This is a genomic window from Spirosoma flavum, from assembly GCF_042686045.1.
Taxonomy (GTDB): domain Bacteria; phylum Bacteroidota; class Bacteroidia; order Cytophagales; family Spirosomataceae; genus Spirosoma; species Spirosoma flavum.
The window spans coordinates 204,279-218,629 of the sequence record NZ_JBHUOM010000019.1 but is presented as its reverse complement, the minus strand read 5'-3'; the positions used below and the strand labels follow the sequence as shown (position 1 = coordinate 218,629).

Below are 14,351 nucleotides of genomic sequence, written 5' to 3'. Positions count from 1 at the left end.
ACCAGAACGCAGAATGAGTGGTTAGCGGGCGGACGAAGCTTGTAGCCATTTCTTGAGTTCGAGACTTCGATAGCGACTGACAATTACTTCCTGGTTGACTTCCTGCTTATGCAAAGCCGGAGCCAGCGTAACAATAAGCTTGCGGTTTACATCGTCCTGAACGCCCCGAACCGCTCCCAGGCTTACCACAAATTGTCGGCTAAGTTGAAAAAAGAAATGCTTATCTAAGTTTTCTATCAGGTGGGTGAAAGATGAATAGCGCGTGGTTAATTGTTGCCCGTCGCTTTTAATCAGTAAAACCAGTCCACCCGTCGAATAAAAGTAAGCGATCTGATCAACTGGCAGCCGGAGTTGGCCATTACTTACATCAACAGATACCAATGTTGATAAGGGCTGAAATGGCTCATCTTGCTGTGGTTGTAACTCGTTCGGAACTAAACCTTGTGTGTTCCGCTGGCGCTCGGCAAAAAACGCTTTTAACAGATATAGCCCAGAATACCCGCCGTTGACGAATGAAGCCAGCGTGACGCAAACGGCGATACCTTTAATCACTACAAGAGTAGGGGGCCAATGACCTGTATACACCCGTTGGGACAGTGGAAAAACCAATGAAAAAGTTAACAATGTAGCACACCCACCAATTAAAATCTGCGCAATCAACCGTCGAATGGGATGCTCTCCGAAGGGTAAATGACCGTCCAGCCATCGGAAGATGAATAGATTGACTTCCCAACAGGAAAGCATTACGGTGGCTACTGTCAGAAAATAAGCCCATGGAAAATAATAACCCGCTTGTCCGGGAAATACCTGGCGAAAGACAATGTGAGATGCAACTAAAGCCGCAATTGGAACAACTCCCAACCGCAGGAAAATAAGTTGCCGATGTGTGAGCGGAGACATCGTTACGTTGGCTTCGTTGTAAAAAGCCGAATATACGTGTAACTCGCCTTACTTTGGCACCCTGTCAAGTAGGGGCGGAATTTCATCCGAAAAACCTGGTTTATCCAGGCAGATGAGTAGGGTAGAGACTTTATCCGTTGAAATTACCCAGTCGTAATAAGTGCTTTAATCCAGCAAATCGTGTACTTATTCAGGGATAGTTATACAGAAAGACAGCCCTGCAAAAACATATTCCGCAAAATCAAGTAGCACTCTGCCAAAACTGGCTTTTAGAATGGATAATAAGTAAGAATCGTCGCGATGAGCACTAACGACATCGTGCTCAGTCTGACCCTAATGAGTGAGTAAGCTTTTTCGTATGAAAAACCAGCTTTGACCTCTTTGCTCAAGTCAAAAACAGGTACATTTTTTTTCTTACTCATGATGAGGATAAAAAGCTTTGTAAGAGCTTTGTAGCTTGTTTAAACTAATAGACTACTAGGGTTATTTTTTCAATACCACCAACGGGTGGATAGCTTACTACATTGACTTGTTAACTGATGTTCAGAATGAAAAAAGGGAAAGTAAGTTCATTAATAAATAAAAAGGCCATTTGGCTCTGGGCACTGGTTCCTATGCTATGCTTAGTGGGCTATCAGAATGAGAAAGACCCAATAGACCGCCGAATTAAGCGTATGGCTCCCGAAAAAGCCGCGCAATTAGCTAAATCCATTGAAGCGACGGTAACCCCCGAACTAGCCGAGGGCCTTACCCTGCATTTGTGGGGCGTAGACTCGCTGGTTGCAGACCCGATTGCTATTGACATTGATGATAACGGTCGCTTATACTATACCCGAACGAACCGACAAAAAAATTCGGAATTCGACATCCGAAGCCATCAGGATTGGGAGATTGAATCGAACCGGCTGCAAAGCGTTGAGGACAAACGGGCTTTTCTTCACCGGGTGCTGGCGCCGGAAAACAGCAAGAAAAATGAATGGCTGAAAGATCTCAATGGTGATGGCTCCCACGACTGGCGGGACATGACCGTAGAGAAAGAGAATATCTACCGGATTGAAGACACGTCTGGTGATGGCGTTGCCGATTTGTCGCAGTTGGTGGTCGATGACTTTCACGACGAAGTAACCGATGTGGCGGGTGGCGTTTTAATCAACGGCGATGATCTCTTTGTCGCTGTGGCCCCTGATCTATGGCGGATGAATGATAAAGACGGCGATGGCATTGCCGAAACGAAAACCTCTATTTCACACGGCTACGGCGTTCACGTTGGTTTTGGCGGTCACGGCATGTCGGGTATTGAGATGGGACCGGATGGCAAGATCTATTGGCAGATTGGCGACATTGGTTTCAACGGGAAAGGCCCGGACGGACAGAAATGGGCGTACCCTAACAGTGGCGTCATTGTGCGCTCAAATCCCGACGGAAGCGATTTCGAAGTATTTGCCTCCGGTGTTAGAAATACCCATGAGTTCGTCTTTGATGAATACGGCAATCTTATTAGTGAAGACAATGACGGCGACCATCCGGGCGAGAAAGAACGGTTGGTATATATCGTCAATGGCTCGGATACGGGCTGGCGAAGTAACTGGCAGTATGGCAAATACCGCGATCCAGATAACAACACTTACAAGGTCTGGATGGATGAGCAAATGTACAAACCCCGATTTGAGGGTCAGGCTGCCTACATTACACCTACCATTGCCAATTTTGTGAGTGGCCCGGCAGGTATGCGCTACAATCCCGGTACGGCCTTGAGCCCTGCCTACAAAAACACCTTTTTTATTGCTGAATTTGTTGGCAGTCCTGCCCGTTCGGGAATCCATTCATTTAAATTAAAGCCAAAGGGAGCTTCTTTCGAACTGGGAGAACAGAAAAAGATTCTTGGTAATGTGTTGGCTACCGGAATTGATTTCGGTCCTGACGGGGCCTTGTATGTGGCCGACTGGATTAACGGTTGGGATGCCAAAGACTATGGCCGCATCTGGAAATTAGACGATAAGGCGGGAGCTTCGTGGGCTGATCGCCAGCAAACTAAAACCTTGCTCGCCGAGAAGTTTGGTCCACGTTCCGAAGCCAGTTTGGGTGATTTATTGAAAAACCCAGACATGCGTGTCCGTCAGAAAGCCCAGTTCGAACTAGTGAAGCGGGGAGCGAAAGGGATAGATATATTTACCGCAGTGACTAAGCAAACGGATAACCAGTTAGCGCGGGTTCATGGCATATGGGGCATTAGTCAACTTGCCCGGAAGGACAAGCAACATGCCCAGTTGTTGCTACCCTTGCTACAGGATAAAGACCCCGAAATTCGCGCTCAGGCGGCTAAATGGTTGGGCGACGTTCGCTACAAAGAAGCTGGTGCTGCGTTAATTCCGTTACTGAAAGACGCCAATAGCCGGCCCCGCTTCTTCGCTGCCGAAGCGTTGGGTAGAATTGGCTACGAACCCGCTATTCAGCCTATTATTCAGTTGCTGGAAGCCAACAATGACGAGGATGCCTACATCCGTCATGCGGGTAGTCTGGCATTGGCCCGTATTGGAAAAGCAGAGCCCGTTGCGGCTTTATCCAGCCATTCGTCGCGGGGAGTGCGGATTGCGGCTGTCGTGGCCCTTCGGCGCATGAGCCATCCAGGTATTGCTAATTTCCTGGCCGATCAGGACGAATTTATCGTTACAGAAGCGGCTCGCGGTATAAACGATGATTTGTCTATCCCAGCCGCCCTGCCCGCCCTGGGTAAGGTCTTGGAAACTACACGCTTTACAAACGAAGCCTTGCTACGACGTGTCATCAACGCGAATATGCGGGTAGGTACGCCGGAAGCTATGCAAACGCTGATTGATTATGCACAGAAAGAAGGTAGCCCGGTAGCTATGCGGGCCGAAGCGATGGAAGCGCTGAGTACCTGGGCCAAACCGTCGGTGCTGGATCGGGTTGATGGGCGTTACCGGGGCGTGATCGAACGAGATCCGGTGGTGCTTAAAGCTAAGACTGCCGACACATACATTAAATTGTTGACTCACTCGGAATTACCTCTGCGGCTGAGCGCCATAAAGGCAATTCGTAAACTCAACTTGACAGAAGCCGCCGGACCCTTGTTCAGCCGGTTGACAGATGATAAAGAGGCCGTTGTGCGGGTAGCTGCTTTACAGGCGTTAGCTTCCTTAAATGATAAACAAGTAAGCAAGGCCATCGAAGTAGCTCTGTCGGATAAAGAAAAAAGCGTGCGAGTAGCCGGATTAGACCTGTTGAGTAAAACGGATATGGCTAAAGATCGGATGGTTACGCTGCTTTCTGAGGTCATTAATACACGTACGACCGAAGAAAAGCAGGCTGCTCTGCTAACATTGGGCAAACTGCCCGTTGCTAGTTCGCAGAAGGTTTTCGATCAGTTATTGACTAAAATGGCGGCTGGCACGCTGTCTCCAGAACTTCAGTTGGAATTAGGGGAAGCCATCGAAAGCAGTCATTCGCCACAGCTGATTGCTCGGCATAAAGCGATCAATGCTAAATTGTCGCCAGATGCGTTGATGGCCTCTTTTAAGGGAAGTTTAGCGGGCGGAGAACCCGATTTGGGCCGACGAATTTTCTTCCGTCACCAAACTGTTCAGTGTATTCGGTGCCATGCCTACGATGACTTAGGTGGCAATGCAGGTCCGCGTTTGAATGGAGTAGCGAGCAGACTTACCCGCGAACAACTGCTGGAAGCCCTGATTAACCCAAGTGCACGCTTAGCACCGGGATTCGGAACGGTTAGCCTTAAACTCAAGAATGGCAAAACGGTCAACGGTATTTTACAGGGCGAAACCAGTACAGAGGTACTGGTAAAAGTGGGTGATCTGCCGGATGCCGCTGTCCCGAAGAATCAAATTGTGAAACGGACGAATTCTCTGTCGAGTATGCCTGAAATGAAATATCTCCTGACGAAACGGGAAATACGCGATGTGGTCAGTTTTTTGTCTACGTTAAAAGACGATAAATAAGCAGGAAACGTATCGCCGGCAAGGTCGTCGAAGTTTATACAATAGATTCTTTTCAGTTAAGATTGGTCATGAATTCTGTCGAGAGCGCTTGATAACAAGCACATTGATAGAATTCATGACCATTTTATTGGTATGCTAGTAGCAACCGAATTCTACCTTTTATACTGCTTCATTTATGGTTAGAATACTCAGGTTGAGGTTCATGGTAAGAAGTAGTTAGACAGTATGTTACGAGTTGTTCTACTAGCGCAATCCTTTCCTTGACCTATGGTTTATGATACCCATTTTCGATGAATAATAGTTTTTACCAATTTTTTGGTAAAAAAAGCGATATTTGATAATTGTTAGTTAAGTATATATTTAATTACGAAATTAAGTGTTACTATATTGCAATACAAAAGCACTTATCATATATAAATATTTTCGAATTTATATTCCAATGAAAGGAATTGTTTTTACCGAGTTGTTAGAAATGGTTGAGGAGGAATTCGGCTATGCATTAGTAGATCAACTGCTTCAGGATAGCAATTTGCCTTCGGGCGGTATCTACACCGCAATTGGTACTTATGACCATATTGAAATGATTATACTGGTTAACAAGCTGAGTCAGCAGACGAACATTCCCGTGGCTGATTTACTTCGATCGTATGGTCGGTATATGTTCACTTCATTTACCAGAAGTTACCGGCCTTTCGTCGACCGGTCCCATTCGGCTTTCAGCTTGCTTAGTTCTGTTCAGCATTACATTCACGTTGAAGTTCGAAAACTATATCCAGACGCCGAACTGCCGCACTTTGTTATTGAGCAACCAACTGAAAATCATCTTCGTATGTACTATACATCGGAGCGAAAACTAGCTGATTTTGCCCATGGCCTCATTGAAGGGTGTTTAGCCAGTTTCGGGGAAAAAGCAACAATCACTAAAACTGATCTCGTTGAAGATGGAAGCCAGGTCTTGTTTGACATCGTGAAAGAGTAAGCAATGGAGGAGGACATCGACTTACTGAAAAGGCGGCTGGTTCGCGAAAAAACAGCTCGGTTACAGGCAGAAGCTATTTTAGAAAAGAAAGCGTTGGCACTTTATAATGCTAACGAGCAGCTACTGCATTTGAATGAAAATCTGGAACAACAGATTCGCGATAAACTAGCCGAACTCCGCGAGAGTGAACAACGCTATCGCCAGCTTATAGAGTCAGTCCAGGACATTATTTACAAGATTTCACCAGAAGGTTTTTTTACGTTTGTTAGCCCCGTTGTTGAAAAGCTATTGGGGTATACCGAAGAGGAATTTCTGGGTAAGCATTTTACGGATTTTATCCAGCCGGGTTACCGGAAGATGCTCATTGCGTTCTATCAGGCAATGATGGACGAGCGGCAGGATAGTACCTACAATGAGTTTCCGGTGGTTGCCAAAGATGGTCATATAGTGTGGATCGGTCAAACGGTCAGGCTCATTGAAGAAGATGAGCGGATGCACGAATTGGTTGCCGTGGCGCGGGATGTCTCAGATCGTAAACTGGCAGAAACTGAATTAGAAACAACGCAAACCCGGCTTGCAACGCTCATTACTAATTTACAGTCGGGCGTGATGGTTGAAGATGAGTATGGGAAAGTCATTTTGGCCAACCAACTGTTCTGCGATATCTTCGAAATTCCGGTCACGTCCCAGGATTTAATCGGCTACAATTGCGCCGAAGCGCGCCAGCAGGTTAAATCATTATTTACGGAGCCCGAAGCCTTCATTGATCGGATGAATCAGTTGCTGGAGAACCGCCAGCCCTGCATTGGCGTCGAAATCAGCATGGTAAACGGGCATATTCTGGAACTTGATTACATTCCAATCTTCCTGGATGACCATCAGTACATGGGCCATCTGTGGAAGTACACGGATGTCACGGAAAAATACTTGGCGCGCGAACTTATTCGCCGAAGTGAAGAGAAGTACCGGGGCATCATGAACAATATGGAACTGGGCCTATTCGAGGTAGACAACAACCAAACGATTGTCCGATCCTACGAGCGATGCTGTATAATGCTGGGGTATACAGAGGAAGAAATGGTTGGCAAAAATGCGTCTGATCTACTGGTGCCAGCCGAGTTTGTGGATGTGGTTGATCGGCAACAAAAAGAACGTCAACTAGGTATCGCCGGCTCATACGAACTGCAATTGATTAAGAAAGACGGGAGCCGTATATGGGTGCTGGTCAGTGGTGTACCTATTGTTGATGAACATGGTCTGGTCGTTGGCTCAATGGGCATTCATTATGACATGACGGAGCGGAAACAGCTTGAGCAGGCATTAGCTAAAGCTAAACACTTCGCCGAAGAAGCTCAGCAGGCCGAAAAACAGTTTTTCGCCAATATGAGCCATGAGATCAGAACCCCTCTCAACGCCATTATTGGTATGTCGCACCTGCTTTTTGATACGCAGCCTACCAAGCAGCAACGGGAGTACATTGATATTCTAAAAACATCAGCTGATTTTTTGCATAGTCTCATTTCTGATTTGCTGGATATGACAAAAATTGAAGCCGGACGTATTGAGATTCACGTCCGTCCATTCGATCTGGCGGGTTTGCTTCGGAGTACGCAGAAAGTGTTCCAGATGAAGCTTCAGGGGCGTCCTATCTCGGTAGATGTTATGCTTGATGCCCGTATTACCGACGATTTTATCGGCGATGACATCATGTTGAACCAGATACTGATGAATTTAGTCGGTAATGCCGAAAAGTTCACTGAGGAAGGCCAGATTCAGATCATGGTTAGAGTCAAAAAAGAAGAGGGAACCAAGCATTGGGTTGAATTTACTGTCTCGGACACAGGCGTTGGCATTCCCGACGAAAAACTTGATTTAGTATTCCAGAAATTCAAGCAGGTAAACCCGCAAGGCCACAAGCATAAAGGCACGGGCCTTGGCTTAGCGATTACGAAGGAACTGGTTGAGATTCAGGGAGGGACTATTTCCGTAAGAAGCGAAGTTGGGCATGGCAGCTTTTTTACGTTTGTATTGCCCTATACCAAATCACTGACCCCTGCCGAACAGAAGAGTAGTACCGACAAACACGTTGCGCTGGTTGATGAGCTGAAGACTTGCCACGTGTTAATTGTAGAAGATAACCTTATGAACCAGACCTACATTGGGAGTCTTCTTACTAAGTGGACTATTCCCTATACCATAGCGTCGGATGGGAAACAGGCCGTTGAGAAAGCAAAAAAACACCGGTTCGATATTATCCTGATGGATATTCAGATGCCTATTATGAATGGCTACGAAGCTACTGTTGCCATTCGCAGTACCCATAATCCCAACCAACACGTGCCCATTATTGCCCTCACGGCGTCGGCTATGCTCGATCATAAAAGCATAGCTATGGAAGCCGGTATGGACGATTTTCTAACCAAACCATTTGAGCCGAGTCAACTTTTAGCGGTACTACAGCGATTTGCGCCTGTTACCCACGTGAATAACGATGGCTGCATTTTATTCGACAAAGCGTTGGATCAGAGACGTTTGTCAGAATTGTACGGTACAGACACCGCCTATGCATCAGAGATGTTTAGTATGTTTTTGACAGATGTAGTGCCCGATATACGTAAACTGCCAAGCCTGTGTCTGGCGCAAAACTGGTCCGATCTGGCCAGCTTTGCCCATAGACTAAAGCCAACATTAGGTATGGTTGGCCTATCGGGGCTTGAAGATAAAATGAGACAGCTCGAAAATAGTGCACGACAGGACGTCGACAAAAAAGTGATAGAGGTGTATTGCAATGATTTTATTGAAGAGATAAATAAAGTACTGCCGATTTTGGAAACAGAACTGCAAAAGCTTTCTCAAGTATGAGTCTGAACTGTATAATTGTTGAGGATGAAGCCATGTCTCGCAAGTCACTACAACGGCTTTGCGAGCAGCACAACTCGTTAGAGCTACTGGCTGTATTTGATAATGCTACCAGCGCGCTGGATTTTCTGGCCGAGCAGGAGATAGACCTGATTTGGCTTGATGTTGAAATGCCTGGTCTATCGGGTTTTGATCTGCTGGAACAACTCCCGTCTATTCCATTTGTCATTTTAACGACTAGTAAAATAGAATATGCCTTTGAGGCTTTTCAGTATAATGTGACCGATTATCTGAAGAAACCAATTACCCTGCCCCGCTTCAATATAGCGGTTGAAAAGGTAGTTGAATTGAACGCGCGCGCCAAAATTAATTCGTCGGACGATCGTAAGGAAATATATATCAAAACCGACGGGCGCTACATCCGGTTACCATTTGAGAGCATCGCCTATATTGAAAATACGGGTGATTATGTAAAGATTTTTACCACAACCCAAACCCACATCGTTTACACAACGATGAAATATCTGGAAGAAAAGCTAGGCGTCCAATTTCTGCGAGTGCATCGATCCTACATCGTTCACCTCGATAAAATCGTCGATATTGAAGACAACACCCTGGTTATTAACAATAAAGTAATCCCTATTAGTCGAGCCAATAAATCAGAACTGATGAACCGTCTCAATTTGTTATGATTGGATTCTAACGGAATTTGTCCCTCTCTTGTCCCTGCGAAGGAGCGTACTCTTACATTAATAGGATAAGAATAGGATCGGCTATAAGCCAGCTCTGGAATGTTTTGGTCCTGTGTTTGGTATTTTATTATCCGGTATTTATTTGATAGTTTACAATCGCATCTAATAGGGGATTTATTATTATCACAAAAAAATAATCGCAATATTATAGTTATCGAACCTACCAATTATTAAAGTAGTTAATATAGGGGAAAAATTAGTGGTGGCTATCCAACCAGTTTGCTCATTTTCTTTACTTACTACCTAAAGCAATAAACCAACTGTGCCAACTTCTGCTAATAATCTGAATACCCACCACAAAATTGACACCTTACACACCACTCGTATTACCGAGGTCGTAGGTCAGGACTATCCTGAAGAGGGATATGAATATCGTGGCCTGATTCGCGTGCTAGATGATACCGGCGAGATACTACGGGAGCAAATTCTTCAAACGAGACGCAAGCCGGAGTGGCTAATTAATGGGCGGCATCAGGGTTATGGAGAACTTCATCTTGTCTTGCAATATCGGTACGAGGGTAGTCAGCATTGGCAGGAAATCGACCAGATAACCATTCCCTTGCAGGCGCATCCCGACGGCCAGAGCAGTACAGATACTTATTTTCCGTTGCGGGGTTGGGAACAAGCTCCTCATATGCAGGTGCGCGTCCGCCTGACAAAAGAGCCATTGGAAGACCGGATTGATATTGAACATCCATCAGGGCATTCAATGAACGACGGTTCAACCCTAAGCATAGCAAGCTGTCCCTTTTTTGCCCCTAAATCAGCACCCGTATCTCCTCCAGCGCCATCAATCGTTATACCGGAAGAATCAGTCAATTTGCCCCAGTTAACGGCTCCCGAGCAGGTGCTTGTTAAGGATACATGGAACAAATTTCTGGCTTATCAGGACATGCTCATTGAATTATTTTTTGAGCGGTTACTGCATGAACAACCAGAGTTAACCAACCTTTTTGGCGATGCTGTGGACTTGGTGCCGAATTATTTTGCGGGACTTTTCGATGTAAGCATTCGAAGACTTATGCCGCACAGCGAACGCATTCTTCGCGAAAGCTACCGGGGTATTTATCCCGAACCTAAAAATGGGTATAAAACCGTTGATGACTACGTTAGGCTGCTTGCTGATTTGGGCATGCGCCCAAACCATTGGATTACCGCCCGCCGGGTCTGGATCTGGGCGCTGTTGCAGGTGCCTTACCTAGAAGAGTACGATCGGGAAAACCTCGCTAAAGGGGTCAATTCGGCCATGTATCGGTTTTTTACAATAGCTGTTCTAACACCGGCCTTAGAAGCTTCTAAACAATATGTTGACGCCTTAAGCCCAGAGATGATTAGCGTGATGCGACGGAGTGGCGACCGGCTGGCCGATAATGCACGCGTTATTGGTACTGATTTTTATCATACTCTCTTCCAGACCCATCCCGAAATAATTCCCTACTTTGGCCGTACAGATATAGACAGCCTCACGGAGCATCTGATGCAGGCCGTTGCCTTTCTTGTTCGGTCGCTTGATAGTGGTCTCGACATCGTTCAGGAGTTACGCGACCTCAGTCAGATACATACTAATTTCTCGGTGCCGCCAGAAGCCTACCCCAAACTTGTTGGGCCTATGATGATTGTACTGAAAAAGCACATACCCGATTTTACGCCTGAACAGGAACTGGCCTGGAGTATTCTGCTGAACCGCGTTACCAACGTATTGCGGCAGCCCATGATCAATCAGCAGCGGATACTGGCTCAGGCAAAGGAATACATTGACTTGATTGGGAACGAGTTAGCCTGGGATGCTGCCGATTGTGAACGTCGATGGGAAGAGATTAAACGGGAAGTTCTGGCGACCGGGACCTACACCCATACCTACGAGGAACTGGCCTATGGTGCTCAACTCGCCTGGAGAAATTCGGCCAAGTGTATTGGACGTATTTCGTGGCGCAATATGGTTGTCAGGGATTTACGTCACGTAACAGAACCCGACGAGATGTTTCGTGAGTGTGTCGAACACCTGCGTATGGCAACTAATGGCGGTAATGTGCAGATTGTAATGAATGTGTTTCGCCCCAAAAAACCAATGGAACGCTGGGGTCCGCGCATCTGGAATGGTCAGTATATCCGCTTTGCGGCCTACGAACAGGAAGATGGTACAACACTGGGCGATAAAGCAAACCTGAAACTTACTCAGACACTTATTCGGCAGGGGTGGACGCCACCCACTACAAAAACGGCCTACGATACACTACCCATTGTGATTGATGTGCCTGGCCAGGCACCGAAGATGTATCAGTTTAATGACGAAGATGTTCTGAAAGTATCTATCGAGCATCCGGCCTATCCAGACTTCAATGCACTGGACTTGAAATGGTGTGCCGTTCCGGCTATTTCTAATTTTCGAATGAATATTGGTGGTATCCAATACGGCTGTATTCCATTCAATGGCTGGTTTATGGAGACTGAAATTGCCCGAAATTTGTGGGAGGATGGGCGCTATGAGAAAGCCGGAGCCATTGCCCAGGCAATTGGATTGGACACATCCAGTGAGCAGACTCTCTGGCGCGATCGCGCGTTTCTGGAGCTGAATGCGGCTGTGCTACACTCGTTTTCTAAAGCCAAAGTAACATTAGTTGACCATCAAACAGCCGCCCGTCAGTTTCTTACGCACGACCTGCGCGAAAAACGAGCCGGGCGCGAGTGTCCGGCCCAGTGGTCGTGGGTGGTGCCGTCGGCAGGGGGGAGTGTAACACCGGTCTGGCACCACGAAATGCGCGACTTCTACCTCAGCCCTAGCTATCACTATGCCGCCGACAGATGGGTTGTTATAGATGACGAGTTGATGATTGTGGATGAGGAGGCTGGCAGTGAGCTATCGGGCGCAAACCGGACGCATGTTCTGACGCACCGACCTGATCGAACCAGTGCGCCGGAGCATCGGCCCCGCCGTGTTTTAATTCTCTACGGTTCAGAAACGGGCACTGCCGAAAGTTATGCCCGGAAAACAGCCCGTCGTCTTAATCGCTATCAGCCACGCGTTATGGCACTCGACGAATACGATATTACGCAACTGGCTCAGGAAGATTTACTACTGGTCGTTACATCGACATTCAGAGACGGCAATTTGCCGGGTAATGCACAGAAATTTCATGCCCGGATTCAGGCACAGCCACAGGGGACATTCAACGGATTGAACTTCTCTGTTATGGCGTTGGGCAGCACCATTTATCCTCACTTCTGCGCAGCCGGGGTAACCCTAGATCGTGAACTGGCTCGTGTTGGCGGTAACCGCGTCATTACGATGCATAAGGGTGACGAGATTAAAGGCCAGGCCGACACATTTCGGCAATGGCTTGAGCTTGTCGCGCGTTTATTGGGCGAAGACCCAACCAGTGCCGACCTGTCTACTTCGTCGGACAGTCTACTTCAGGTTTCATTTCTTGAGCCGAGTCAGGTATCCCCGTCTACCGAGGAGACTCACAAACGGAAGTTGCCGGGTTGTAACGTTCCGGTTGTCGCAAACCGTGAGTTACTGAAAGAAGTTATTCGCGGCAGCCGCTCTACCCGGTTCATTGCGTTGGACATTAGTCATACAGACCAGACCTACGAAACCGGAGATCATGTGGCTATCTATCCACATAACCCTCCCGATTTAGTACAGCGCCTAGCCGCCCGGTTGGGCATTGATACGAATGCTTGGTTTACCACATCTCTGGTAACGAATAAAGGCGTAACGGTTGGGGGCGATCACCCTTATCCGGAGCCGGTTAATGTGTGGCAAGTTTTAACTGAAGATGTTGATCTGGCTATACGGGAGCCATACGACGAATTATTAGGTGTGCTTCTGAAAACGTCGGCATCATCAATTGATAAAGATCGATTGGAGGCTTGGCTGGAAATACTAGGTCGGGGTAAAGAAGACAATGAGGACTTTATTTCTCTAAAAAAACACATCGCCGACACATTCTTAACGATAGTCGATTTCCTTGACGTTTTTCCGTCAGCGCAGTTGTCCTTTACGCAGCTACTTGAACTGCTACCTAGACAAAAACCGCGTCTCTATTCCATATCATCCTGTTCGTTGGTGCATCCAGACCAGATTCACTTAACGGTAGGTGTTGTTCAGTTGACTACCGATGCCGGTAAGGTAATTTCTGGCCTGTGTTCTAACTATCTGGCCGATCTCAATCCTGATCAGGGAGCAATGGTAAGGGTATGCGTTCGTCCTTCCAGCTTTCGGCCACCCCTCGATCCCCATGCTCCAATGCTCATGGTTGGAGCCGGTACGGGCCTGTCGCCACTTCTTGGTTTTTTACAGCATCGTGAGGTTCAACTACGTGCCTTGCACAGGGCGAACAATCAGACCAGTGGTCACGAAATTCATACCCAGTTACCCGTGCAGGTTGGCCAGGCCAGGCTGTTCTTTGGGTGTCGTAATTTGAATGATTACTTGTATCAACAAGAATTAGAAACATGGCATGAAGTGGGGGTACTGACCCATCTGGATGTGGCTTTCTCCCGGCTTGATGAAGAGAAAATTTATGTGCAAGATCTTATTGGGCAACGTAGTAAAGATCTATGGGAGGTACTATCTCAGCCCGATTGTCATTATTATGTCTGCGGTGATGCCAAGATGGCTGATGATGTCTTTGAGGTCCTGATGACTATTGCCAAAACAACAGGTAGTCTGTCGCACGCTGAAGCGGTCAACTTCTTTCGGCAAATGCAAACCGAAAATCGGTTCGTGATGGATGTATGGGGTGTATTACTTAACGTTCAGAAAACCCTCGCTGAATTGCAGGAAACGAAGTATTCGCAAGGCGAACGCTGGTTAGAGCGGCTCACGAACGAGCGACTTTCTATCTAAATGCAGATTCTGGAACGGACCAGAGAAAAAGG

Annotated in this window: 7 protein-coding genes; 5 read left to right on the top strand and 2 right to left on the bottom strand. The window is 47.0% G+C overall.

What is annotated here, in order from left to right; translation table 11 throughout:
• Window positions 1-21: 21 nt before the first annotated feature.
• Window positions 22-900 (bottom strand): LytR/AlgR family response regulator transcription factor, encoded by an 879-nt coding sequence (locus tag ACFS25_RS18000; protein WP_381503815.1) that lies wholly within the window; start codon window positions 898-900, stop codon window positions 22-24.
• Window positions 901-1,169: 269 nt separating this feature from the next.
• Complete coding sequence (locus ACFS25_RS17995; RefSeq protein ID WP_381503813.1) at window positions 1,170-1,322, bottom strand: hypothetical protein; 153 nt, start codon at window positions 1,320-1,322, stop codon at window positions 1,170-1,172.
• 126 nt (window positions 1,323-1,448) lie between these two features.
• Here ACFS25_RS17995 and ACFS25_RS17990 point away from each other — a divergent pair, with 126 nt between their 5' ends.
• From ACFS25_RS17990 to ACFS25_RS17970, 5 genes are all read left to right on the top strand, one after another.
• Window positions 1,449-4,877, top strand: coding sequence for a HEAT repeat domain-containing protein (locus tag ACFS25_RS17990; RefSeq protein ID WP_381503811.1), 3,429 nt, complete (start codon window positions 1,449-1,451; stop codon window positions 4,875-4,877).
• A 439-nt stretch (window positions 4,878-5,316) separates the two neighbouring features.
• Window positions 5,317-5,856: a heme NO-binding domain-containing protein gene (locus ACFS25_RS17985; protein WP_381503809.1), complete on the top strand. Its 540-nt coding sequence runs from the start codon at window positions 5,317-5,319 to the stop codon at window positions 5,854-5,856.
• A 3-nt stretch (window positions 5,857-5,859) separates the two neighbouring features.
• Window positions 5,860-8,718, top strand: coding sequence for a PAS domain-containing hybrid sensor histidine kinase/response regulator (locus ACFS25_RS17980; RefSeq protein ID WP_381503807.1), 2,859 nt, complete (start codon window positions 5,860-5,862; stop codon window positions 8,716-8,718).
• The gene (locus ACFS25_RS17975; RefSeq protein WP_381503806.1) at window positions 8,715-9,407 is read left to right on the top strand and encodes a LytR/AlgR family response regulator transcription factor; all 693 of its coding nucleotides are present in this window, start codon (window positions 8,715-8,717) and stop codon (window positions 9,405-9,407) included. Before ACFS25_RS17980 ends, ACFS25_RS17975 begins: the two co-directional genes overlap by 4 nt.
• Before the next feature lie 322 nt (window positions 9,408-9,729).
• A complete protein-coding gene (locus tag ACFS25_RS17970) occupies window positions 9,730-14,319 on the top strand; it encodes a nitric oxide synthase oxygenase (protein WP_381503804.1) in 4,590 nt (1,529 codons plus the stop codon).
• Window positions 14,320-14,351 lie beyond the last annotated feature (32 nt).

What these genes read in the sequence shown, in the direction of transcription:
- ACFS25_RS18000 (WP_381503815.1), bottom strand. Translation starts at nt 900, where the DNA reads ATGTCTCCGCTCACACATCGGCAACTTATTTTCCTGCGGTTGGGAGTT.
- ACFS25_RS17995 (WP_381503813.1), bottom strand. Translation starts at nt 1,322, where the DNA reads ATGAGTAAGAAAAAAAATGTACCTGTTTTTGACTTGAGCAAAGAGGTC.
- ACFS25_RS17990 (WP_381503811.1), top strand. Translation starts at nt 1,449, where the DNA reads ATGAAAAAAGGGAAAGTAAGTTCATTAATAAATAAAAAGGCCATTTGG.
- ACFS25_RS17985 (WP_381503809.1), top strand. Translation starts at nt 5,317, where the DNA reads ATGAAAGGAATTGTTTTTACCGAGTTGTTAGAAATGGTTGAGGAGGAA.
- ACFS25_RS17980 (WP_381503807.1), top strand. Translation starts at nt 5,860, where the DNA reads ATGGAGGAGGACATCGACTTACTGAAAAGGCGGCTGGTTCGCGAAAAA.
- ACFS25_RS17975 (WP_381503806.1), top strand. Translation starts at nt 8,715, where the DNA reads ATGAGTCTGAACTGTATAATTGTTGAGGATGAAGCCATGTCTCGCAAG.